Source organism: Maritalea myrionectae DSM 19524 (assembly GCF_000423365.1).
Lineage (GTDB): Bacteria > Pseudomonadota > Alphaproteobacteria > Rhizobiales > Devosiaceae > Maritalea > Maritalea myrionectae.
The window spans coordinates 780,029-801,708 of the sequence record NZ_AUHV01000003.1 but is presented as its reverse complement, the minus strand read 5'-3'; the positions used below and the strand labels follow the sequence as shown (position 1 = coordinate 801,708).

Below are 21,680 nucleotides of genomic sequence, written 5' to 3'. Positions count from 1 at the left end.
GCGCGGGTTGGCTTATATTCAAATGAGTACTTATCGAATGAATGCCGCCGCAGCAGGTGGGCTTTATTTTCTGGGCACTGTTTTTGGCATTGGCAGTGCGGTCTTTGGCGGCGAAGTGGTCTCGTCAATTGTATCCAGCACACCGATTTCGACGCCTGATTTTCTCGCCATGGTCGCAGAAAACGCGTCGCAGATTAATGTCGGGGCTTTTTTCATCCTGATGATGGGTCTTTCGCTCGTGGCGATGACAATCTTTCTTTATCCGCTTTTTAGACGAGATAGTTTCGAGCTTGCCATGGGCATGGTGCTGTTTCGCGGGGCGCTTGAAGGCACATATTATATGATTTCGGTATTGGCCTTGCTCACCCTTGTGGCGCTTGGCCATCAATATGTGGCGGCCGGCGATAATTCGACCGCTTTGCAGGCCATGGGCCAGGTCCTTTATGAATTCCAGAGCTTTCTCGGACCGGTCGGCACCATCGCGTTTCTGATCGGGGCGACCTGCCTTTATATTTCCTTTTATCGCACCAAGCTGATCCCGCGTTGGCTGTCCATCTGGGGTTTTATCGGCGTGGTGCCCTATATGGCCTATGCGCTGCTGCATTTCTTCCATTTGGATAACGGCATCGGCTTCTATTTGCAGATGGTGCTGGCGCCACAGGAATTGGTGATGGGGCTGTGGTTGGTGATCAAAGGCTTTGATCAGGATGCGGTCAATCGGCTGATGGGGTAGGCGTGACGATCGGCTTGCGCATGATAATGTAGGTGGGCCGATCAAACCCCTCGTGGGTGCCGTCTCCGGTTTTGACAAAGCCCATCCGCTCAAAGGTGCGGTGATTTTCCGTAAGCTCAATGCGGGTTTCCAGCTCCAGAACGGCGAAGCCGTGTTCGACTGCCCGCTGTTCGGCCAGTTGAATAAGGGACTTGGCCAGCCCTTTGCCGCGCATATCCTCGCGCACCGCAAGCCTGCCCATATAGAGGCAATCACTTTTGGATCGCAAAAAGATGCACGCATCCGGCCGATCACCGATCACCCAGACTTCGCCCGTTTTGCAGTGCTCTTTGATGCTTTCAACCGTTAAGCGATGCATCGATGAGGGCGGATCAATGCGCGGCGCCATATAGGCGAAGGCGTCTTGAATTAACGCCAGGACGTCGGGCAAAAGAGGGCTGTCCGGGCTCAATCGCGCGGGAAGGGGCTTATTCATTTCGGTCAATGCTTGTGTCTGGGGATATAAATTTGGTCCCATATTGCACAGGCTTTGGGTTACGGAAAGTGAGCATTGCCCAAAAATAAACCCCGCCGAAGCGGGGTTAAGAAGCAAGGTTGAAAGCAAATGCTAAGATCAGGCGCTTTCTGATAGCTCGTTTTCGTCTGGTTCGCGCAATACATAGCCGCGGCCCCAAACGGTTTCGATATAGTTCTTGCCGCCGGTCGCCACTGAAAGCTTTTTGCGCAGCTTACAGATGAACACGTCAATAATTTTAAGCTCTGGTTCGTCCATGCCACCATAAAGGTGGTTCAAGAACATTTCTTTGGTGAGGGTTGTGCCCTTACGCAAGGACAGCAATTCGAGCATTTGATATTCTTTACCGGTGAGGTGAACACGCTGGCCGCCAACTTCAACGGTCTTGGTGTCCAAATTCACGGTCAGATCGCCAGTGCGAATAACAGATTGTGCGTGGCCTTTAGAGCGACGGACAACTGCATGAATGCGCGCAACCAGCTCATCCTTATGGAAGGGCTTGGTCATATAGTCGTCAGCGCCGAAACCGAGGCCGCGAACTTTATCTTCAATGCCGGCAAGACCAGACAGGATCAGGATCGGTGTTTGCACTTTGGCAACGCGCAATGTGCGCAACACTTCATAGCCGCTCATGTCAGGCAAGTTCAAATCAAGCAGAATGATGTCATAATCATAAAGCTTGCCCAGATCCACGCCCTCTTCACCAAGGTCCGTGGTGTACACATTGAAACTCTCTGATTTGAGCATCAGCTCAATACTCTGCGCCGTGGCGCTATCGTCCTCAACTAGGAGTACCCGCATGTCGTTCCCCTTATTCCTGTTCCGTCTTGGAACCTTTATCAACGACACTCGCGGTGCCCCTGATCGTTAACAAATCCTACTGGATATTGATTCAACCCTAATATGAAATAGTTAACAAAGTTTAATTCACTTCTGCAATATGCATTTACACTTATCACATATTTAGGTTAAGCGGTTGAAAAATATGAATAAATTAATGGTTATCAACTTAATAATTTAGTTTAAGAAAGTCTTGTAACTGACTCAATCGACTCAGTGAAGTGGCAATGAATGGGGGGAAAATGGCTTTGGGCAAAAACATAATTTTTTTTGCGTATTTCGCCCTAAAATAGTGAATCCGGGTTAAGGAATCGTTAGCATTAACCGAATCAAAAGGATTGAGGCCGCGTGAAATCATTGATCGCTGACATTGAGGCGATGGACGCCGAGGAGGTCTATGGACGGGTGAAAACCGTGCAGGGGCTCTTGGTGGAGATTATTGGCCCGGTGCGCGAATTGCGCGTGGGTGGCCGCGTGGCGATTGAAGCCCGTGGTGGCGATCGGGTCATGTGCGAGATTGTCGGGTTTCAGGATGATCATGCTCTTTGTTTGCCGTTTGGCCCGCTCGAAGGGGTGCGGCTGGGGTGCAAGGCGATCTTTTATTCCCATGGCGGTTCGGTGCAGCCAGATGAAAGCTGGCTGGGGCGCGTGGTCAATGCCAAGGGCGAGGCGATTGATGGCGGCGAGCCTATTATGCGCGGCGCCACGTCTTATAGTTTGCGGGCTTCGCCGCCCGCGGCGCATGATCGGGCGCGTGTCGGCAATCCCATAGATTTGGGCGTCAAGGTGCTCAACACCTTCACCACCTGTTGCGATGGGCAACGGATGGGCATTTTTGCCGGGTCGGGCGTGGGCAAATCGGTATTGATGTCGATGTTGGCGCGCAACACAGATGTGGATGTGGCGATTATTGGCCTGATCGGTGAGCGGGGCCGCGAGGTTCAAGAATTTATTGAAGATAATTTGGGACCGGAAGGCTTAAAGCGCGCCATTATTGTGGTGGCCACATCGGACGAGCCTGCGCTGATGCGGCGGCAGGCAGCCTATATGACTTTAACGCTTTCTGAGTATTTTCGCGACCAAGGCAAGCGTGTTTTGTGCATGATGGACAGTTTAACGCGCTTTGCTATGGCCCAACGTGAGATTGGCTTGGCCACCGGAGAACCCCCGACAGCCAAGGGTTACCCGCCCACAGTGTTCACTGAATTGCCAAAATTATTGGAGCGCGCGGGGCCAGGGTTAAAAAATTCTGGTTCTGTTACCGGACTTTTTACCGTTTTGGTAGAAGGTGATGATCATAATGAGCCCATTGCGGATGCCGTACGCGGGATTCTTGATGGTCACATTGTGATGGAACGGGCGATTGCCGAGCGGGGAAGATACCCGGCGGTGAACGTTTTGAGGTCTATTTCACGCACCATGCCTGGGTGTGTGCCGACTGAATATCAGCCGGTATTGACCAAGGCGCGGGAATATATGTCGGTTTATGCCGATATGGAGGAATTGATCCGGTTGGGGGCATATCGCTCTGGGTCAGATCCGAAAGTGGATGATGCCATTTCCATTGCGCCGGCGCTCGATGCGTTTTTATCGCAGCGTCAGGACGAGCGGGTGGGCCTTTTGGAAGGGTATCAAACGCTTGAAGAAATTGTTGCCCGCGTAGGGGGTAATGAATGATGAAGGCTTGGTTGGGTAAGGAGTACAAGTCATGAAGTCACGGAATGAGAGTCTCATTCGGTTGAAGAAATTTCAGGTCGACGAAAAGCGTCGCACTGTGATGCAGATTGAAATGATGGTGGCTGATTTTGAACGCATGGCGTCAGAATTGGATCAGCAGATTGAGGTTGAGCATCAAAAAACCGGCATCACCGACACAGATCATTTTGCCTATTCCACATTTGCCAAGGCGGCCAAAACCCGTCGTGACAATTTGATGGCCTCGGCAGACGAAATGCGCGAAAAACTTGAAGCCGCGCAGGACGAATTGGCTGAAGCGGTGGAAGATTTGAAGAAGGTGGAACTGCTCGACCAGCGCGAACATGCGCGCGAAGCGGCAGCAGAAACCAAACGCGATCAAGCCGAAATGGACGAAATCGCCCTGATGCGGCAACACCGCCGCTAGGGACCTAAAAGACCAATTGACTTACCCAGATTGGGAAAGGTTGCATGGCATAAGCTGTGCGGCCTTTTTGGCGTTGGGGGACACATAATAGTCAAAATCAGAGCTAAAATCAGCTACTTGATTATGTTGGGCGGATGGCAAGATTTTCAAAATTGTTTTACTCACCTACCTTGTACTCTCTCTCGGGATTTGGATTTGGCTGCTGCTGGGAATTCGAAAGAACGGATTACGCCGAACATTAGGTCTATTGGCGTTGCACCTTTCGCTACTTGCTTTTGTTTACTTCGCCTTTCGGGTTGAACCTTTGATGGCGCTTCTGAATGCCTTGACGGCGCCAGCCCCGCTTTGGATGGCTATCCGTGATGGCATGGAGTTTAGGCAACTTGTTTTGTTGCTTTTACCATACGCTGCGGTCACATTTTTGATCTTGCTGGCAATCTTTTGTTTGCTCTCGCCTGCCAAGTATTGGACAGCGAGTTTGGCCATGGCGCTTACGCTCCTTGTGACGATCTCAGTTGCTGAAGACACGTCGAAGATTTTGATGTGCCAAGCAGCGGTAGACCGAGGTGTTTCCGAAATTTCACGACATTCATTCTATTGGAGTTTGCGGAATGCTCCCAAAGACTACCAATTCGACTTACATGCCTATGTGGTTCACAACGGGAAGCGGCTAGGTTGGAGCTATCGTGACTTGAATTGGTATGAAATTTCCGAGGAAGTCTATTTTGAGCAAGCTGGCTATCAGACACTAGACTGTTGATCTCGCTTTATGCAGGTTTTATCTCAGAAGCCTGAGGGCATTCTGTGCGCATTGGAGGAAAGTTGCTGGTCAATTCCAGCCATGGCGATGCGGCTTTGGCCGCGCTCGATCCGCGTTTTGAGTTGATTGGCGTGGTCACTTCATCTGGTGGCAAATATCGTGTCTCAGACCGTAATCTGAACAGCTATATGGTGCCGAAGAAACAACAAATGATCAGCGCCGACAGTATCAAGGTCTCCGGCCGTGGCATCGCTTACACCAAGTCACCTTTTGCTTATTTGTTTGAACGCGCAAAGTGAAGATAGCGGCGCATATGGAATATATGCGGTAGCCCATATTCGGTAAGCGCCATGTTTGACCATTGGGGTATGACGCAGCCTTGGGCTGCGCCATAATCATATCGGGTCGCTAGGCGCTGGCGGCTTCTGCCTTGGGCCGCACCCCGATGATCAGCAGGTAAAAGATCATCCAGAATTCGCCGACGGTGGCGGGTAGGGGCAGCAGTTCGGCTACCCAGCCAAAATTGGCGGGCAACAGCACTGTGGCAAAGCAACTCAGCATATAGCCGACGCCGCCCACCATCAGCACATAGCCCAGCCCTTTGGGCATCCAGTTTGAGGTGAGCGTTACATAGCCCATGGGGATCAGCCAGAGGCCGAAAAACAGCATGCCCACCTGCCAGGCGGCGGCGCTGATGGCGAACATCAATTGCACGGTGGCGGCCACATCGCCGCCCGGGGCAAGGCTGGGGGTGAGCGCCACTTTAAGGGCGGTGACCATGGCCGCGCTGCTCACCAGAATGATGATGGCATTGACCAGCCCGAAGGCGGCAATGGACCCGGCTGTCACCGGATTGACCAGCCGGAATAGTTTGAAAAACCAGATCGCGGCCAGCGCCTGGGTCAACACAACGCCCAGCTCCAACGCGATGGTCAGACGTGCCAGCACCTCTTTATCCACCAGATTGGCGGCGGTGTTCGCCGCATCCGCCGGGTCAAAAATCATCGGGCGGAGCAGCAAAAAGCCGAGCATGCCGGTGATGGCCAGCCCGAGATAGGAAAGGCCCGCCAAACGGGCGGTTGTTTTGAGTTCTGACATATTTTGTCCTTGCCTTGGTATGAGAGACTTTTGATGTCTCGCCTAACGCCGCACATATGCACCGCATTGAAGTTTATTGGTGTTATACATGAGTACAACACTAAATCGATATATTTGCAAGGGGTGGGCAATTGGCGCGTGGCGCGCGGGCTTTTTTCTCGAACTTTTGAACAGGATTGCTGCCCACTTTTCTTTTGTGATAGCTTCTCGCTTTTCAGCCAATCGGGGAGTCGTTTAATGGCACAACTTAATGCAGGATCGTCGCTTGAGGACAAGTGCCTGACAGATGCAGAATTTTCCGAGCTGCCCAACTATACCCGCAACAAGGTGCGCGACACCTATAAGTTGCCCGATGGCCAGCGCCTGCTCATCACCACAGATCGCCAATCGGCGTTTGATCAAGTCTTGGCGGCGGTGCCGTTTAAGGGGCAGGTGCTGACCCAAATTGCACGCTATTGGTTTGAAGAAACCAAAGATATTTGTCCCAACCATGTGATTTCATATCCTGATCCGAATGTGGTGTTGGCCAAAGATCTTGAAATGCTGCCGATTGAAATTGTGGTGCGCTCCTATCTTACCGGGTCCACCAACACCAGCATTTGGCCCATGTATCAGCGTGGCGAGCGGGTGATTTATGGCCATAAATTCCCTGATGGCATGCGCAAGAACCAAAAGCTTGCAGCCCCGATCATCACCCCGACCACCAAGCCAGCCGATGGCGGCCATGATGCGCCGATCACGGAAGCTGAGATTTTGGACACGCAATTGCTGACCCCGGCGCAGTGGCATGAGATTTCAGCGAAAAGCCTGGCCCTGTTTAAGCGTGGGCAAGCCCTTGCAGCGGAAAAGGGCCTTATTCTGGTCGATACCAAATATGAGTTTGGCGTCGATGAAGATGGTGTCATCGTTGTGGCCGATGAAATTCACACGCCTGATTCCAGCCGCATCTGGTTGGCCGATAGCTATCAGCAGCGCTTTGACGCAGGTGAAGAGCCGGATAGTCTCGACAAAGAATTTCTGCGCCTATGGGTGGCAGGCCAATGCGATCCTTATAAGGACCCGATTCCGGAGATCCCGCAGGAGACTTTGCTGGCGTTCAGCGAGAAATATATCGCGCTATATGAAAAGCTGACTGGGCAGGCCTTTGAACGGCCGGACATTTCAATATCGGTGCGCGATCGCATTCATCAGTCCTTGGTGCAGGCTTTGCCGGCATATTTTTGAGGGCGACTGACCTTATTGCGTCTTGATGAATGAACCCGATGCTGCTCTGGTGCGTTGAAGTAAAAACACAAAAGGGCGGATCATGACCAAGGACAAAGCCAACATCTCCACCGAAGAAGACCAGACGGACGCGGTGGCGCGGCGCAAAAGCGGTGAGTTTGTGCGCGGGGTCAGCGGCTTTCGCGATCAGATCGGCGATGCGGATTTTCCGGCAGAGCCGGGGCGCTATCATTTGTTTGTGGCGCTCAATTGTCCCTGGTGCCATCGGGTGATTTTGGCGCGTAATGTGCTGGGGTTGCAGAACAGCATCTCCATGGATGTGGCCTTTCCCAACCGCACGGGCGAAGATGACCCGGCTGGCGCGGGGCTTTGGGAATTCAGCCCCGACCGCGTGGCCAGCCTTACGGGCGAAACTTTGCCTGAATGCACCCGCGAGACCGCGACCGGCGAAAATTTCCGTGTCGCCAAAGATATTTACCGCGCTGAAGGGGCGAGCGAGCAATCGGTGCCGATCCTTTACGACAAAAAGGCCAAGCGCATTGTGAACAATGAGAGCGCGGAGATTATCCGCATGTTGGATCGGCACGCCGAGGCGCTGGGCAGCGCGTTGGCGGGGGATCAGCGCCCGTCCCTTTATCCGGAAGATGAGGCGTTGCGCGAGCAGATCGAGGAACTGAATGCGTTGGTTTACACCAACATCAATAATGGGGCCTATAAGGCCGGGTTTTCGTCCGATCAGGCGGTTTATCAAAAAGCGTATGAAGCCTATTTCGAGACGTTGGCCGACCTTGACGAACTGCTGTCGGATGGACGGCCCTTCCTCATGGGCGACCGCTTTACCGAAGCCGACCTAAGGCTGTTCCCCACGCTATACCGTCATGACCCGGTCTATTATGTGCGCATGAAATTGAACGGCGCGAAGATTCTCGACTATCCATATGTCTGGCAATGGCTGTGTCGGGCCTATGCGCTGGATGGGGTAGCGGAAAGTGGATCACTGACCCATTGTCGGCAAGGCTATTTTGGTCGCTCGTGGAACAATGTGGTGCCGCTTGGGCCGTTTAAGCCGATGGATTATCCCGACGCCTATCACCATCCGGAGCTGGCGCGGTTCTAATTCTAGGCGAGATGCGGCGCCATGATGGCGCTGATTTCGGCGCCCGTGCTGGCGGCGCTGTAAATTGGCCGGGGCGGGCGGGCCTCCTGGTCGACCTCCCGGTGGACCCAATTGCGCTCTTCCAGTGCCTTTAAGGCTTGGGAGAGGGCACGGTCTGTTATCGGCGCAAGGGCGCGCTGAATATCATTAAAATGATGCGGGGTGTGGACAATGGCCAGAACGGGCAGGGTCCATGATTTGCGCAACAGGTCGCGATTTTCTTCGCCTGCCAATGTCCATATCTGATGAGAGATTTCTGCGCCGATCCTGCCGGGTGTGGTCAGCCTAAACTCGGGGCGCAGCGGGTGGCCATGGCCGGGGTTGCGCTCCAACAGCCCCATCTCGATCAAATGCGTCATGCTTTGCGCAAACGCGGTGCGCCCGGCGCCTGTCGCGGTGATGAGCGGCGCTTGCCGGCCTGCCACGCCCGCATGCAGCGCCGCCAAAATTGGCACTGACCAAGCCCGCGAAGTGATGTTGACAAGATGCTTAATGTCCATTATTTATAGTTACCATATTTTTAGACAAAGGAAAAGCTCATGTCTCTTATTTCGTTAAACGATACCATCACGATCGCGCTTTCGGTCAAAGATCGTCATGCCAGCGCCGATTGGTACCAAAACATGCTTGGCTTTGAAACCATGTATCATGCCGACGAAGCGGGCTGGTCAGAGCTGCAGACCAACACCAAGGGCGTAACGATTGGCATGGGCGAGCATATGGAACCGGTGCCGGGCAATTGCGTGCCGGTTTTTGGCATTGCTGATCTGGATGCGGCACGGGCGAAACTGGAAGACGCTGGCGTCAAATTTGATGGCGAAACCGATGTGGTCGAAGGCATGGTCAAAACCGCCACCTTTTACGATCCTGATGGCAATGCGCTGATGCTGGCCGAAGATCTGAGCTAGGGGGCACTTATGCGTAAAATTGCATTGTCGATTATGTTCGGATTGGCGCTTTCAGCGCCGGGGTGGGCACAAGGTTTTGGCGAGGCCACAGTGGCCGTACCGGTCACCTCACTGGCTGAGGCGAAGGCGTGGTACGGTGATTTTCTCGGCCCGGACTCCGAGGTGATGGAGCCCGCCCCCGGCATTGTCGAGTTGCGGGCCACGCCAAATATGTGGCTGCAGCTTTATGAAGCCGAAAAAATGCCGGAAGCGGGCACTGTGCTGCGGTTTCTCGTTGAAGACATGGACGCGGCCCAGGCCAAATATGCCGAACGGGGCATTGATGTGGGCGAGGCCATCGAAGTGCCCGGCATTGTGATTTATAGCGAATTCACCGATCCGTTCGGCAACCAGTTGGGTCTTTACGATTTGCCTTGATGCGCCTTAGCCCTTTTTATAGGGCGTGAATTGCGGCCGCAGCTTGATCTCTGAGGGGCAGCTGGTTGGCGGCATATCCAAAACATAGAACATGGTGCGGGCAATATCGTCAGGTTGCACCATTTTCGCCCGGTCCAGCCGTGCGCTGTTCACGAATTTTGTGTTCACAAAGCCGGGGCGGATTAGGCACACTTTGGTGCCATATTCGCGCACATCCTCAAACAGGCGCTCGCAATATCCCGCCAGCGCCTGCTTGCTGGCCACCTGTATGGCGGGCCCGGCATAGCCGAGCGAGCCAATGCAGATCACGGCCCCATGGCCCGACTTGTTGATCGCGGGCAACGCGGTGCGGGATATATGCACAAAGGCCCGAAAATTGGTGTCGAGCGCGTGGTCCCACGCGGCCAGATCAGCTTCGTCTGCCGTTCCCCCGGCATAAGTGCCGGCGCAGTGCACCATCAGTTCAAGCTGGTCGAGTTTGGCGATCTCAGCTTCGATTTTGTCAGGCAGTGAGCTGGTGTCGCTAATGTCTATCGCGGCGGTGAAGGCGGTGCCGCCGAGGTCGGCGCAGCGGTCCGCTAGATCCGCCAGCGCCTTCTCATCGCGCCCCACCAGCACCAACTGATATTGCCGTTCGGCCAGGGCCAAGGCAATCGCCTGACCCATGCCGCCGGTGGCGCCCACCACCAACGCGCCTTTTGCTGGTTTGTTTGCCGTCATGGTCCACCTCCCTTTGCTTTTGCTTACAGTATATGTTTGTTCTTGCGTGATGGGAAATCGACAAAGGTAAGCCTCGTGCGCATCAACGACCAGATCACAATTGAAGAGTGGGAGCTGTCTGAGCAGTTCACCCGGGCCAGTGGGCCGGGCGGGCAGAATGTGAACAAGGTCAGCACAGCGGTGGAATTGCGGTTTGAGGCAGAGCGGTCGCCAAATTTGCCTGATCCAGTTAAGCGGCGGTTGAAGCGGCTGGCCGGGCGGCGCTGGACGCAGGAAGGGGCGGTGGTGATCTTCGTGCAGGAGACACGATCGCAGGCCCGTAACCGCGAGATTGCCCGCGAGCGATTGGTCGATCTGATCCAGAAAGCCACACAAAAGCCAAAACGTCGCGTACCCACCCGACCGACTCGTGCCTCGGTGCGGCGCCGGATTGAGGCGAAAAAGGCGCGGGGCGAAGTCAAAAAACTGCGCGGCAAGATAGACGAATAGGCGCAGAGTCGTTCCTGCTTTTACTATAAATCCAGCACATTGCGGGTCTTTTTCTTGACATTGCCAAGTTGATGCCCATCTCCCGTGCAGCAGAGCGTGGCGTGATGCCCTTCTGCAAAGGGCGGTTACGCGCGGCCGCAATCAAAACTGGAGATTATAATGTCAAATATTGCCTTGCGAGGCGGCTTGGCCGTTTCTGCAATCCTAACCGGCTGCGCTTTATTCAGCATGCCAGCTCAAGCAAATGACCAGTCCGTCAGCGGCGTCTGGCAATCTATCGGTTATGGCCTTTGGTATGATCTGGGGCCGGAAAAAGCCCGCATCTATCAGGTCACTGATGAGACCTGTGTAAACATGATTGAGGTGGGCGGCATCGATTATCGCGATGATGCGATCACCCTGCAGCAGGCCACCATGCCCGGCGTTGGCGCGATGATGGGCGCCAGTGATTTTGAACTGCATCTGCAGGGGGATAAGCTGGCCTTTGAGCTGGGCAAACTGAACCCGGTGCTGGCCGAGCGGCGCTCCGCTTTGCCCGCCCACTGCGCCACCCTAACCGAGGGTACGCCTGATGCGACCTTTGAGACATTGTGGCACTATTTTGATGAAAACTTTGCCTTTTTTGATGCCCGGCAGGTGGATTGGCAGCAGGCCTATGACACTTATCGGCCGCAAGTCACCGCCGATGCTGACGACCAAGCCCTGTTCGGCATTTTGCAGTCGATGCTGGCGCCCTTTGATGACGGGCATGTCTCTTTAATTTCGCCGGTGGGCTATTTCACCGCGGTGCAAAAGCCCGAATGGGCCGCTGACCTTGAGGAAGAGGATGTACCGGTGTTGGCGCAGCAACCTGACGCTCAACTGAGCAATATTGAGCATCACGCGAACGATATTCTGGTCAGTGGTGATCTGACCCCGCAGATCGGCTATTTGCGGATCAACAGCTTTGAGGGGCTGGAGGACGAAGCCGGCGGGTTTGCCAGTCTGAGCGATGCCGTGGACAAGATCTTGCAGCGCCATCAGGATAAAAAGACACTGGTGATTGACGTGCGGGCCAATCTGGGCGGGCACGATACCGCCGGGCTGGTGGTTGCGGGCCATTTCACCAGCCAGGTGCAAAAAGTTTTTGAGAAAAATGTCTGGCACCGGGGCGAATATATCGAATTGAGCGATATTGCGATTGAGCCGCAAACCGACACGCCTTTTGCAGGAGATATCTATGTGCTTACCAGCGGGCTGACCATCAGCGCGGCGGAAACCTTTGCCTTGGCCATGGCGCAGCTGGATCAGGTGCAGCTTGTGGGTGAGCCCACCAATGGCATGTTGTCCGACCAGTTCTTTGCTGTTCTGCCCAATGGCTGGATCGCCACCCTGTCCAATGAGCAATATTTGTCAGCGGATGGTGTGCAATATGAAGCGGTCGGGGTGCCGGTGGATATTAAAGTGCCTCTTGGCGCGTCTTACGCCAGCGGCGAGACTGATCCGGTGCTGGCCAAGATCAAGCAATTGGCTGGCGAATAGATTTCAGGATGCGGCGCTACGGCGCCGCATTTTTTACACCTGCACAAAGGGCCGATTGTCGAGAATATGCACCTTGGCAGCCGTGCCATAGATGCGTTGCAAGAAGGCGCTGGTGACAACGTCTAGCGGCGTGCCCTGTTGGTCGATCTTTCCCTCAGCCAAGGCCACCACGTTGTCGGTATAGGCGCTGGCATAATTGATGTCGTGCAATACGATCACGATAGTGCGGCCATGATGTTCGCACAGATCGCGCAGCACCCGCATCAGCGCGCGGGAGGCGGCAATATCCATATTGTTCAGCGGCTCATCCAGCAGCATATAATCAGTGTTCTGCGCATAGGTCATGGCCACATAGGCGCGTTGGCGCTGGCCACCGGATAGCGTGTCGCCCACGCTCATATTGTCGATCACGATCTGGCCTTTTTGCAGTTTCATCAGCCGGGCGATCAGCGACAAGAGGGTGGATTTGCCCGCCCCGTTGGCGCCCACCAGCGCCGTCACTTTTCCCTTGGGAATGATCAGGCTCAACTCATTCAGAATGGTTTGCTGGCCCAATTGATGGGTGAGGTTCTGCACTGAAATCATTTTTTCAACCTTTGCAATAATAGCAGCAAAAAGATGAGGCCGCCGACAAAATCGATGATGACGGCAAGTGGGGTGCTCATCTGCAGCACCCGTTCCATAAGGGTTTGCCCGCCCACCAGAATGAGGCAGGAGATCAGGGCGGAGCTGAGCAACAGCGTCGAATGATAAGGGCTTGGGGTGACCAGATGGGCGATGGAGACCACCAGCAGCCCCAAAAAGGCCACCGGCCCAACAAGCGCAGTGGAGACGGACACCAGAATGGCGATCACCGCCAGCGCCAGCAATTGCACGGCCCGTACATTTTCTCCCAGATTGATCGCCACATCATAGCCGAGAGAAATCACATCCAACCGGTGGCGGATCGTCCAGACAAAGGCTAGGCAGGCGATAATGATCGCGACGCCGATATAGAGCAGCTCCATATCAAAACTGTTGAAGCTGGCATAGGAGGCGATCTGAATATGGGCATATTCATTCGGGTCGATCATGCGGGTGGCAAAGCTGGTGAGTGAGCGGAACAGGGTGCCCAAAATCACCCCGGTCAAAATCATCCGGGTCAGGTCGCGCCCATGTTCGAAGATCAGCGTGCCGAACAGCAGAAATGCGGCGAGCAGAAGCAACAATGTGTTCAGGGCGAACAGGCCATAGGGACCGAGCGACAGCATGCCCTGACCGCCGACAAAGAACACCATCATGGTGATGATCAGTACATAAAGCGCGTCAAAGCCCATGATGGAGGGGGTGAGGATACGGTTTTGCGCGATGGTTTGAAACAGCATGGTGGAGGTGGAAACGGCCACGCCCACGGCGATAATCGCCAGCAATTTTGCCCCACGGAACGCGAGCACAAAGTCCCAATTGCCGCGCGACCCGATGGTCATGTACGCGATCATGGCGAGGGCGAGCAACAGGGCCAAAAGCGAAAGACGTTTAACGGGCATGGCGTCCCCGCCCATAGAGAATCCACAAAAAGATCAGCGCCCCGACCACACCCATAATGGTGCCCACTGGAATCTCAAACGGATAGCGCACCAGCCGCCCGATAATGTCGCAGACCAGCACCAGGCTGGCGCCGAAAAAGGCGGTGATGGGCAGGGTGCGCCGTGCATTGTCGCCATAAAGGCGGGAGACAATATTGGGGATCACCAGCCCGACAAAGGGAATCATGCCCACGGTGACCACGGTCAATGCCGTGACGATAGAAATGGTGATCAGCCCCAGCACCACCACTTGATTATAGTTCAGCCCGAGGCTGATGGCCGTGGTGCGGCCCATACCGACAATGGCAAATTGATCGGCGATCAGATAAGCGAGCAGCGCAACGATGGCCGCGACCCATAAGGTTTCATAGCGCCCCTGCAACACGCCGGAAAACTCGCCTGTGGTCCAGATTTCAATATATTGCAGCAGGTCCGCCTGATAGGCGACAAAGGTGACGCCCGCGCCGATAATATCGCCATAGATCAACCCGACCAGTGCAATGTAAAGCGGTTTGCTCGCGGGCAGTCTGGTGACGATCAGCATCAGGCCGATGCTGGAGACCAGCGCCGTGGCGGCGGCGATGGAGATTTGCGCGATCAGCGGTGTGGTGGGGAAATAGAGAATGGCGATCAAAATGCCCAGCATCGCGCCTTGGCCCGTGCCCGCTGTCATCGGCTCCACAAACCGGTTGCGCACCAGAAGTTGCATGATGGTGCCGCACACCGCCAAGGCGCTGCCGGTGATCAACACGGCCAAAGTGCGGGGCAGGCGGCTGATCATCAGCAGCTCCAGCTCCGCCGGGTTCAGCAGCTGCTTCGGGTGAAGATCGATCACCCCGACAAAAAGCGAAAGGGTGGCGACGCCCAACAGCACCAAAAGGGCCATGAGTATGGTCGCCCCCCGTTTCATTTGGCTTACTCGCCTTTAAAGGTGGCTTGGATATCGTCCAGAATGATGTTCATGGACTGGATGCCACCGCCTGCAATGTAAAGCGGGGCGGAGGAGAGATAGACCACCTGGCCGTTTTTCCAGGCATTGGTTTCATGCACCAGCGGGTTGTCCAATGTGGCTTTGGCGCTCTCGCCATCCTGCCCAATCGCGGCCAAACGGTCGATCACGATCAAAATGTCGGGGTTGGTGTCTTTGATAAATTCAAAGCTGGCGGCTTCGCCATGAGTGGATTGCTCCACATCCTTGGCAGCTTCTTCCAGATCGAGATTGGTGTGCAACCAGCCAAAACGACCACTGGCGCCATAGGCGGACACTTTTGGGCCATTGGTCATCAGGATCAGGGCTTTGCCCTCGCCGTCAAGCAGCGCCTTGGTCTCGTCCAGTTTGGCTTTGAAGGCTTCAGCCAGTTCAGCGGCTTTGTCCTGCTTGTCGAAAATCTCGCCATAGGCGGCCAACCGGTCTAGCCCTTGGCCCACGGTATCTTCCCAGATGGTCATATCGATGGTGGGGGCGATTTTGTTGAACGCGTCCACATGGGTGGAAGAGCGGCCACCGGCGACCACCAGATCCACATCAAGCGCCGCCAGCGCTTCAAAGTCTGGCTCAAAGAAAGATCCGACGGGTTCCGCGCCTTCAACCGCGCCATCCAGATAGGACACATAATACGGGGTCAACACCCCATCGGCTTTGACGCCAAGGGCGTTCAGCGTGTCGAGGGCCGACACATCATAAACAGCGATCTTTGCGGGGTTGGCGGGAATTTCGACGTCGCCTTTATAGGTTTCAACGGTCACAGTTTCGGCGAATGCAGGCGTTGCCAACAGGGAGGCGGCAACAAGAAAAGAGCGTAGCATTTGTTTTCTCCAGAACGGATAAGTGGGTGGTGCGACCTTTAAGTGGAGCGGATAACTCATATTAAAACAGGAGTCCATATTTAATATGAGTTTTTAAGTCCTGTTATGTGAATTTTGTGCAGGCGAGGTTTTCGGCTGTGGAAATAATTTTGAAATAAGGGCTTGAATCTCTAGTCACTTGAGGTCCTATCTTTATCAGCGACTCATCGGCGAACGAGATGGAAAAGCTATATGGACCGCGTCAAAAATGAAGTGTGCGAATGGACTGTAACCGGCATGGATTGCGGGTCTTGCGCCAATAAAATCAAAACGGCTTTAGATCGTTTGCCCGGCGTTGAAGAGGTTGATGTCGCGCTGATGAATGAGCGATTGCGCCTGACATTGGATGAAGCGCAAACGCCGCGTGGTGACATTGAGAAAACAATCCAAAAACTCGGTTTTGGCGTGCAGGCGGCCGATGTCGACGACGGTCATAATGATTTAGATGCAGGCGTTCGTCCCCCTGCGCCGCAACCGAAATGGTATCAGTCGCCCAAGGGCAAGCTGGTGGTTGGCACCGGCTTGTTGCTTGCTGCAGCATGGATCATCAGTTTGACGACCGGGTCGGAAATTGGCCATTGGGCTTTTATTGTTGCCTGCGTGGTCGGACTGTTCCCGATTGCGCGGCGGGCGCTGGCCATGGCGCAAAGCGGTCAGTTCTTCACTATTGAGATGTTGATGAGTATCGCCGCCACAGGCGCCTTGTTTATCAATGCAGCGGAAGAAGCTGCTTTGGTGGTCTTCTTATTTGCTGTTGGCGAATTGCTGGAGGGTGTGGCCGCCAATCGGGCCCGCGAAGGCATCAAGGCCTTGGCCAATTTGGTGCCCAAAACCGCATTGTTGGAAACCGATAGCGGGCCGCGCCAAGTGCCTGCCGCCAATCTGCGGATCGGCCAAGTGGTGATTGTGCGTCCCGGCGATCGATTGCCTGCGGATGGCCAGATCGCAGAGGGTCATAGCGGCATTGATGAAAGTCCGGTCACCGGGGAAAGCGTGCCGCGCGCCAAAGGGCCCGGCGACGATGTGTTTGCCGGGGCCATCAACACTGAGTCGACTTTACGGGTGAAGGTCACCAAAGACCCGGAAGAAAATACCATTGCCCGCATTATTCAATTGGTGCAGGAGGCAGAAAGCGCCCGTGCGCCGACAGAGCGTTTTATTGATCGATTTTCGCGCTATTATATGCCCGCCATTATTGGCGTTGCGGTGCTCGTCGTGCTGGTGCCGCCATTGGCCTTCGCGCAAGATTGGGGCACATGGATTTATCGTGGCCTGGCGCTGTTGTTGATCGGCTGTCCGTGCGCCCTCGTGATTTCGGTTCCTGCGTCCATTGCTTCGGCATTGGCCACAGGGGCAAAGCGCGGCTTGTTGATGAAGGGCGGCGCGGTGATCGAGGCTGCTGCCAAAGTCACGCGGGTGGCGTTTGATAAAACCGGCACGCTAACTCATGGCCGCCCGGAGATCACCGATATTGTCAGTTTGGGCGCCAGCGAGGACGAATTGTTGCGCCTTGCTGCGGCGGTGGAACAAAGCTCAAGCCATCCGTTGGCGGAAGCAATTGTGAACCACACCAAGGCGCAGGGCTTGGCCATTGCACGGTCCAGTCAGGAACAGGCTTTGGCAGGCAAGGGCGTGAAGGCGCAAGTGGAGGGTGCATTTGCCTTTGTCACCAGCCCCAAATTTGCTGCTGATGAAGGGGTGCTCTCCGCCGAACAATTGGAAATGGCCGCGGAAATTGAGGCGGCGGGAAAAACTGTGGTTGCGGTTTACCGCGACGGCAATGCGCTTGGGCTGATTGGTTTGCGGGATGAACCCCGCGCCGATGCCCAAACGGCCATCGATCAGCTCAAGCAAATGGGCATTACTTCGGTGATGCTCACAGGCGATAATCCGCGCACGGCTGCCGCCATTGCGGGTGATCTCGGCATGGACTATCGCGCAGAAATGTTGCCGCAAGACAAACTTGAGGAGATTAAGCGCCTCACCCAAAATGATCTGGTGATGATGGTGGGCGATGGCATCAATGATGCGCCCGCGCTCAAGCAAGCACATGTGGGTGTTGCCATGGGGTCCGGCACGGATGTGGCATTGGAAACAGCAGATGGCGCGATCCTGCGGGACAGGGTGATCGATGTGCCAGGGAAAATTCGCCTTGCCCGCGCCACCATGGCCAATATCAAGCAAAATGTGACCATTGCGCTGGGGCTTAAAGCGGTGTTCTTGGTGACCACCATTTTCGGCTTTACGGGACTTTGGATCGCCATTTTGGCCGATACAGGGGCCACGGTTTTGGTCACCCTCAATGCGTTGCGGTTGCTCGGCTATCGGCCCGAGCGCACCAAGTAATCTGGAGTAGGATTATGGGGCATCACCACCATCATCACGTGGACCCGAATGATGGGGACGCGAAGGTTTTGTGGGCCATTCTGGTCAATATGGGGTTGACCGTGGCCCAGATTGTTGGGGGCATTTTTGCGGGCAGTTTGGCGTTGATTGCCGATGCGCTGCACAATTTTTCCGATGCGATTTCGCTGATCATCGCCTTTGTGGCGCGTAAGATCGCCCGCCGCCCAGCCGATAAAAGCATGACGTTTGGTTATGGCCGGGCAGAAGTGGTGGCAGCGCTGATCAATTACACCACTTTGATCGTGATTGGCCTTTATCTCGCCTATGAAGCGGTGATGCGGTTTTTTGATCCGCAGCCGGTGGATGGCTGGTTGATTGTGATCATTGCCGGCATCGCGCTGGTGGTGGATGTCATCACCGCCTTGCTCACTTTTGCCCTGTCAAAAACCAGCGTAAATATTCGCGCCGCCTTCCTGCACAATGTGGCCGACGCGCTTGGTTCTGTCGCGGTGATCTTTGCGGGCACACTGATCCTTTTATATGACTGGCGGCTGATTGACCCAGCGGTGACGCTTTTGATTGCGGGCTATATTTTGTGGCAGAGCTTTGCCGAAATTGGCGGCGTGATCCGCATTTTGATGCTGGGCGCACCGGAGGAGGTTGATCTTGATGCCGTGATTGAACTGATGCGCAACGCGGACGGGGTCCGTGATGTGCATCATGTGCATTTCTGGCGGATGCAGGAACATCAAAGCGCATTGAGCGTGCATCTGGTGCTGGATATCAATGATGTGGAGGCCGCTGGTTGGGTGCGCGATGCCCTCAAAAAACAACTTCACGATCAATTCGACATCGTTCATGTCACGCTGGAAATCGAAGCCCACAACGAACCCTGCACCGATCCGCAATTGATCGGGCATCAGGACGCGGGGGCGTAAATTGCCCCGCTATCCGGCCCCAAATTGCGCGAAATGCAACTCCGCATAGGCACCCCGTTTCGCCAACAGCTCTTCGTGGCTGCCTTGCTCAACGATCTGGTTATTGCTGACCACCATGATCCGATCTGCATTGCGGATGGTGGCCAAGCGGTGGGCGACCACCAGCGTGGTGCGGCCTTTCGATAGCTCATTCAGCGCGTTTTGAATGGCAACTTCTGTGGCCGTGTCCAGAGCGGATGTGGCCTCGTCCAGCACCAGAATGGGTGGATTTTTCAAAAAGATCCGCGCAATGGCCAAGCGTTGTTTTTGCCCGCCAGACAATTTCACGCCGCGTTCGCCCACAACGGTGTCTAAGCCTTCAGGTAAAGACAGCACATAGGTGTCGAGGGCAGCGCGGTTCAGCGCTTCCATGATCTCGTCGTCGCTGGCGTCCAGTTTGCCATAGGCGATGTTTTCGCGAATGGTGCCGCCGAATAAAAATACGTCTTGCGCCACAATGCCGATTTGGGCGCGGAGCGATTTTTGCGTCACGTCGCGAATGTCGATGCCGTCAATGGTGATGGCACCACCGTCCAGTTCATAAAAGCGGGGGAGCAGCGAGCAGAGTGTGGTTTTGCCTGCGCCGGAGGGGCCAACAAAAGCGATGGTTTCACCAGCCTTGATGTTGAAAGACAGATCATTGAAAATCTTATCGTCGCCATAGCCGAAGCGAATATTTTGGTAGGCGATGTCACCTTTGACGTGGCCCAGCTCTTTGGCATCGGGGCGGTCGGCGATGTCGGGGCGCGTATCGATCAGTTCGGTAAAGCGGCGGAACCCTGCAATGCCTTTTGGGTAGCTTTCCAGCACCGATGTGATCTTATCAATCGGGCGGAAGAACAGGTTCACCAGCAGCAAAAAGCTGACAAAACCGCCATAGCTCAACTCGCCAATGGTCACGAAATAGGTGCCTGCCAGCATGGTCAGCACGATGATAAAGCGTGTGTTGAAATAGGTGAGGGCGATGCTCGCTGTCATATAGCGATAGGCACTCAGCTTCGTGCTGCGATAATTTTCGTTATTGTGTTCAAACAGCTTTTGCTCATGGTCCTCATTGGCAAACGCTTTCACCACGCGCACGCCGCCAACGCTTTCTGCGATGCGGGTGTTAAAGTCGCCCACTTGCCGAAACAGTGTGCGCATATTTTGCGTCATGCGGGTGCCATAATGGCCAATTGTCCACGTCATGATCGGCACCACAAACACGGAAATCAACGCCAGTTTCCAATGCACCATAAACATCAGCGCAAAGGCGCCGACAAAGGTCATGATGGCGATAAACAAATCTTCCGGGCCGTGGTGAGCAATTTCGCCCACCTCTTCCAAATCTTTGGTGACGTTGGTGATCAGGTTGCCAGTTTTATGATTGTCGAAATAGCTGAAGCTGAGCTTTTGGATATGGTCGAACGCTTGCCGCCGCATGTCCGTCTCGATGGAAATGCCCAAAGCGTGCCCCCAATAGTTCACCACGCCCATCAGCCCGGTATTCACGGAATAGATGAGCAGGAGCAGCGCCGCGGCGCCGAAAATCAGCGTCCAGTTTTGGCTGGGCAAGAGCTGATCCACAAAGGCTTGGACAGCCACGGGGAAGCCCAGCTCCAACAGGCCCGCAAGCACGGCGCAGCCAAAATCGAGGAAAAACAAACCCTTATAGGGCGCATAATAGCTAAAAAAACGACGTAACATTGTGCAAGGCCAAAGGCTGATATCGAACAGGATTGTGCTCAGGAGAGCCGCACAGAATTTCAGCTATTGGGCTGGATGGCAATGAGGCGCGATCTTTTTGTTGCTCAAGCTAGCGATTAATTCTGAGCTGTGGCAAAATTATCGAGGGTCTATTTAGATAAAACACTATTTAGGATTGATTTTATGCATATTCGCCACCAATTGCTGTCGCTCATCTTAATGGCGGCGTCTGCAATCTGTGTTTGGGCGGGGAGCGCGTTGTATTTCGAGGTGTTCTTTCCTTTACAATATCCAACCCATATTGCGCCGGCGATGTATTTGTTGGGGTGCAGTGTGCTTGGCCTAATAATTTTGGCGGCTAGGTGGATGAAAAAAATCAAGAAAGACTGGGTTGTAGATGTAATCTTGCTGGCGCTCTTTATTGTTGCGGCGCTGACTGGGCCTGATTTTGCGCGTCTCTACATATGGATTGCGGGCTTCGCATTTCTGTTTCTGCCGATATTTTCCTTTGGCGATAGCCGCCAAGATAAGTGGAGAGGTCTGCCGCCAGACGAGACGGAAAGAATCTCCGATATAGGATATTCAGCAATACCTCGTGACGATGATTAAGCTTTGACAAATGGCAATGTCTGGAAGCGCTTTCACGGGCGGTAGAGTTTCTGTCATTCCAATTTTTCCCAACGCATTTCATTTTCCACTGCCATTGACATCTCTAATATTTCGATATATCTAGAAATATAGAAATATAGAAATATTAAT

24 protein-coding genes are annotated in these 21,680 nt (G+C 54.4%); 13 read left to right on the top strand and 11 right to left on the bottom strand.

Annotated elements, in window-relative coordinates; genetic code table 11:
• The first annotated feature begins 22 nt into the window (after positions 1 to 22).
• On the top strand, positions 23 to 733 hold the full coding sequence (locus G549_RS21355) for a DUF4386 domain-containing protein (RefSeq protein ID WP_084634112.1): 711 nt from the start codon (positions 23 to 25) through the stop codon (positions 731 to 733).
• Here G549_RS21355 and G549_RS0110040 read toward each other — a convergent pair.
• Positions 714 to 1,208, bottom strand: coding sequence for a GNAT family N-acetyltransferase (locus tag G549_RS0110040; RefSeq protein WP_036222295.1), 495 nt, complete (start codon positions 1,206 to 1,208; stop codon positions 714 to 716). The two genes, G549_RS21355 and G549_RS0110040, sit on opposite strands and share 20 nt — an antisense overlap.
• Positions 1,209 to 1,346: 138 nt before the next feature.
• Positions 1,347 to 2,048: a response regulator transcription factor CtrA gene (gene ctrA, locus G549_RS0110035; RefSeq protein ID WP_027834926.1), complete on the bottom strand. Its 702-nt coding sequence runs from the start codon at positions 2,046 to 2,048 to the stop codon at positions 1,347 to 1,349.
• Between the two features lie 387 nt (positions 2,049 to 2,435).
• Here ctrA and fliI point away from each other — a divergent pair, with 387 nt between their 5' ends.
• Together fliI and fliJ are read left to right on the top strand one after the other, a co-directional pair.
• Positions 2,436 to 3,764 (top strand): flagellar protein export ATPase FliI, encoded by a 1,329-nt coding sequence (gene fliI / locus G549_RS0110030; RefSeq protein ID WP_027834925.1) that lies wholly within the window; start codon positions 2,436 to 2,438, stop codon positions 3,762 to 3,764.
• A gap of 31 nt (positions 3,765 to 3,795) precedes the next feature.
• Positions 3,796 to 4,209: a flagellar export protein FliJ gene (gene fliJ, locus G549_RS0110025; protein WP_027834924.1), complete on the top strand. Its 414-nt coding sequence runs from the start codon at positions 3,796 to 3,798 to the stop codon at positions 4,207 to 4,209.
• A gap of 279 nt (positions 4,210 to 4,488) precedes the next feature.
• Here fliJ and G549_RS21825 read toward each other — a convergent pair whose 3' ends face one another.
• Positions 4,489 to 4,695 (bottom strand): hypothetical protein, encoded by a 207-nt coding sequence (locus tag G549_RS21825; protein ID WP_156905531.1) that lies wholly within the window; start codon positions 4,693 to 4,695, stop codon positions 4,489 to 4,491.
• A gap of 318 nt (positions 4,696 to 5,013) precedes the next feature.
• On the opposite strand from G549_RS21825, the gene G549_RS19790 reads away from it, so the two are divergent.
• On the top strand, positions 5,014 to 5,268 hold the full coding sequence (locus tag G549_RS19790; protein WP_156905530.1) for a hypothetical protein: 255 nt from the start codon (positions 5,014 to 5,016) through the stop codon (positions 5,266 to 5,268).
• 109 nt (positions 5,269 to 5,377) lie between these two features.
• On the opposite strand, the gene G549_RS0110005 is transcribed toward G549_RS19790, so the two are convergent.
• On the bottom strand, positions 5,378 to 6,067 hold the full coding sequence (locus G549_RS0110005; protein WP_027834922.1) for a DUF4386 domain-containing protein: 690 nt from the start codon (positions 6,065 to 6,067) through the stop codon (positions 5,378 to 5,380).
• Between the two features lie 237 nt (positions 6,068 to 6,304).
• On the opposite strand from G549_RS0110005, the gene G549_RS0110000 reads away from it, so the two are divergent.
• Positions 6,305 to 7,291: a phosphoribosylaminoimidazolesuccinocarboxamide synthase gene (locus G549_RS0110000; RefSeq protein ID WP_036221843.1), complete on the top strand. Its 987-nt coding sequence runs from the start codon at positions 6,305 to 6,307 to the stop codon at positions 7,289 to 7,291.
• A gap of 82 nt (positions 7,292 to 7,373) precedes the next feature.
• Entirely contained in the window at positions 7,374 to 8,408 is a 1,035-nt protein-coding gene (locus tag G549_RS0109995) for a glutathione S-transferase C-terminal domain-containing protein (RefSeq protein WP_027834920.1), read from the top strand.
• Between the two features lie 2 nt (positions 8,409 to 8,410).
• Here the strand turns inward: G549_RS0109995 and G549_RS0109990 are convergent, their stop codons facing one another.
• Positions 8,411 to 8,947, bottom strand: a complete 537-nt coding sequence (locus G549_RS0109990; protein WP_027834919.1) for a winged helix-turn-helix transcriptional regulator — start codon at positions 8,945 to 8,947, stop codon at positions 8,411 to 8,413.
• A 39-nt stretch (positions 8,948 to 8,986) separates the two neighbouring features.
• On the opposite strand from G549_RS0109990, the gene G549_RS0109985 reads away from it, so the two are divergent.
• Both G549_RS0109985 and G549_RS0109980 read left to right on the top strand, forming a co-directional pair.
• The gene (locus G549_RS0109985) at positions 8,987 to 9,355 is read left to right on the top strand and encodes a VOC family protein (RefSeq protein WP_027834918.1); all 369 of its coding nucleotides are present in this window, start codon (positions 8,987 to 8,989) and stop codon (positions 9,353 to 9,355) included.
• Positions 9,356 to 9,364: 9 nt separating this feature from the next.
• Positions 9,365 to 9,772: a VOC family protein gene (locus G549_RS0109980; protein ID WP_027834917.1), complete on the top strand. Its 408-nt coding sequence runs from the start codon at positions 9,365 to 9,367 to the stop codon at positions 9,770 to 9,772.
• A 6-nt stretch (positions 9,773 to 9,778) separates the two neighbouring features.
• Here the strand turns inward: G549_RS0109980 and G549_RS21350 are convergent, their stop codons facing one another.
• Positions 9,779 to 10,492 (bottom strand): SDR family oxidoreductase, encoded by a 714-nt coding sequence (locus tag G549_RS21350; RefSeq protein ID WP_027834916.1) that lies wholly within the window; start codon positions 10,490 to 10,492, stop codon positions 9,779 to 9,781.
• A 75-nt stretch (positions 10,493 to 10,567) separates the two neighbouring features.
• Here G549_RS21350 and arfB point away from each other — a divergent pair, with 75 nt between their 5' ends.
• Complete coding sequence (gene arfB, locus G549_RS0109970) at positions 10,568 to 10,981, top strand: alternative ribosome rescue aminoacyl-tRNA hydrolase ArfB (RefSeq protein ID WP_027834915.1); 414 nt, start codon at positions 10,568 to 10,570, stop codon at positions 10,979 to 10,981.
• Positions 10,982 to 11,140: 159 nt separating this feature from the next.
• Positions 11,141 to 12,502, top strand: coding sequence for a S41 family peptidase (locus G549_RS0109965; protein WP_027834914.1), 1,362 nt, complete (start codon positions 11,141 to 11,143; stop codon positions 12,500 to 12,502).
• Positions 12,503 to 12,535: 33 nt separating this feature from the next.
• On the opposite strand, the gene G549_RS0109960 is transcribed toward G549_RS0109965, so the two are convergent.
• The 4 genes from G549_RS0109960 to G549_RS0109945 are packed head-to-tail and all read right to left on the bottom strand — an operon-like array spanning position 12,536 to position 15,873.
• Positions 12,536 to 13,087, bottom strand: a complete 552-nt coding sequence (locus G549_RS0109960; protein WP_027834913.1) for an ATP-binding cassette domain-containing protein — start codon at positions 13,085 to 13,087, stop codon at positions 12,536 to 12,538.
• A complete protein-coding gene (locus tag G549_RS0109955) occupies positions 13,084 to 14,028 on the bottom strand; it encodes an iron chelate uptake ABC transporter family permease subunit (protein ID WP_051213599.1) in 945 nt (314 codons plus the stop codon). The genes G549_RS0109960 and G549_RS0109955 overlap by 4 nt, the downstream gene beginning before the upstream one ends.
• A complete protein-coding gene (locus G549_RS0109950; protein WP_246778365.1) occupies positions 14,018 to 14,953 on the bottom strand; it encodes an ABC transporter permease in 936 nt (311 codons plus the stop codon). The genes G549_RS0109955 and G549_RS0109950 overlap by 11 nt, the downstream gene beginning before the upstream one ends.
• Before the next feature lie 29 nt (positions 14,954 to 14,982).
• On the bottom strand, positions 14,983 to 15,873 hold the full coding sequence (locus G549_RS0109945; protein ID WP_027834910.1) for a siderophore ABC transporter substrate-binding protein: 891 nt from the start codon (positions 15,871 to 15,873) through the stop codon (positions 14,983 to 14,985).
• Between the two features lie 231 nt (positions 15,874 to 16,104).
• On the opposite strand from G549_RS0109945, the gene G549_RS0109940 reads away from it, so the two are divergent.
• Positions 16,105 to 18,258, top strand: a complete 2,154-nt coding sequence (locus G549_RS0109940) for a heavy metal translocating P-type ATPase (protein WP_027834909.1) — start codon at positions 16,105 to 16,107, stop codon at positions 18,256 to 18,258.
• Positions 18,259 to 18,272: 14 nt separating this feature from the next.
• Positions 18,273 to 19,196 carry a cation diffusion facilitator family transporter gene (locus G549_RS0109935; protein ID WP_027834908.1) on the top strand — a complete coding sequence of 308 codons (924 nt, stop codon included), beginning with the start codon at positions 18,273 to 18,275 and terminating at the stop codon, positions 19,194 to 19,196.
• Between the two features lie 9 nt (positions 19,197 to 19,205).
• Here G549_RS0109935 and G549_RS0109930 read toward each other — a convergent pair whose 3' ends face one another.
• Positions 19,206 to 20,921 (bottom strand): ABC transporter ATP-binding protein, encoded by a 1,716-nt coding sequence (locus G549_RS0109930; RefSeq protein ID WP_027834907.1) that lies wholly within the window; start codon positions 20,919 to 20,921, stop codon positions 19,206 to 19,208.
• Between the two features lie 183 nt (positions 20,922 to 21,104).
• On the opposite strand from G549_RS0109930, the gene G549_RS0109925 reads away from it, so the two are divergent.
• On the top strand, positions 21,105 to 21,530 hold the full coding sequence (locus G549_RS0109925) for a hypothetical protein (RefSeq protein WP_027834906.1): 426 nt from the start codon (positions 21,105 to 21,107) through the stop codon (positions 21,528 to 21,530).
• Positions 21,531 to 21,680: the final 150 nt, after the last annotated feature.

Bases quoted from the DNA above. Each gene is read 5' to 3' on its own strand.
- G549_RS21355 (WP_084634112.1), top strand. From the start codon at position 23: ATGAGTACTTATCGAATGAATGCCGCCGCAGCAGGTGGGCTTTATTTT.
- G549_RS0110040 (WP_036222295.1), bottom strand. From the start codon at position 1,208: ATGAATAAGCCCCTTCCCGCGCGATTGAGCCCGGACAGCCCTCTTTTG.
- ctrA (WP_027834926.1), bottom strand. From the start codon at position 2,048: ATGCGGGTACTCCTAGTTGAGGACGATAGCGCCACGGCGCAGAGTATT.
- fliJ (WP_027834924.1), top strand. From the start codon at position 3,796: ATGAAGTCACGGAATGAGAGTCTCATTCGGTTGAAGAAATTTCAGGTC.
- G549_RS21825 (WP_156905531.1), bottom strand. From the start codon at position 4,695: ATGGCCAAACTCGCTGTCCAATACTTGGCAGGCGAGAGCAAACAAAAG.
- G549_RS0110005 (WP_027834922.1), bottom strand. From the start codon at position 6,067: ATGTCAGAACTCAAAACAACCGCCCGTTTGGCGGGCCTTTCCTATCTC.
- G549_RS0110000 (WP_036221843.1), top strand. From the start codon at position 6,305: ATGGCACAACTTAATGCAGGATCGTCGCTTGAGGACAAGTGCCTGACA.
- G549_RS0109995 (WP_027834920.1), top strand. From the start codon at position 7,374: ATGACCAAGGACAAAGCCAACATCTCCACCGAAGAAGACCAGACGGAC.
- G549_RS0109990 (WP_027834919.1), bottom strand. From the start codon at position 8,947: ATGGACATTAAGCATCTTGTCAACATCACTTCGCGGGCTTGGTCAGTG.
- G549_RS0109985 (WP_027834918.1), top strand. From the start codon at position 8,987: ATGTCTCTTATTTCGTTAAACGATACCATCACGATCGCGCTTTCGGTC.
- G549_RS0109980 (WP_027834917.1), top strand. From the start codon at position 9,365: ATGCGTAAAATTGCATTGTCGATTATGTTCGGATTGGCGCTTTCAGCG.
- G549_RS21350 (WP_027834916.1), bottom strand. From the start codon at position 10,492: ATGACGGCAAACAAACCAGCAAAAGGCGCGTTGGTGGTGGGCGCCACC.
- G549_RS0109965 (WP_027834914.1), top strand. From the start codon at position 11,141: ATGTCAAATATTGCCTTGCGAGGCGGCTTGGCCGTTTCTGCAATCCTA.
- G549_RS0109960 (WP_027834913.1), bottom strand. From the start codon at position 13,087: ATGATTTCAGTGCAGAACCTCACCCATCAATTGGGCCAGCAAACCATT.
- G549_RS0109955 (WP_051213599.1), bottom strand. From the start codon at position 14,028: ATGCCCGTTAAACGTCTTTCGCTTTTGGCCCTGTTGCTCGCCCTCGCC.
- G549_RS0109950 (WP_246778365.1), bottom strand. From the start codon at position 14,953: ATGGCCCTTTTGGTGCTGTTGGGCGTCGCCACCCTTTCGCTTTTTGTC.
- G549_RS0109945 (WP_027834910.1), bottom strand. From the start codon at position 15,873: ATGCTACGCTCTTTTCTTGTTGCCGCCTCCCTGTTGGCAACGCCTGCA.
- G549_RS0109940 (WP_027834909.1), top strand. From the start codon at position 16,105: ATGGACCGCGTCAAAAATGAAGTGTGCGAATGGACTGTAACCGGCATG.
- G549_RS0109935 (WP_027834908.1), top strand. From the start codon at position 18,273: ATGGGGCATCACCACCATCATCACGTGGACCCGAATGATGGGGACGCG.
- G549_RS0109930 (WP_027834907.1), bottom strand. From the start codon at position 20,921: ATGTTACGTCGTTTTTTTAGCTATTATGCGCCCTATAAGGGTTTGTTT.
- G549_RS0109925 (WP_027834906.1), top strand. From the start codon at position 21,105: ATGCATATTCGCCACCAATTGCTGTCGCTCATCTTAATGGCGGCGTCT.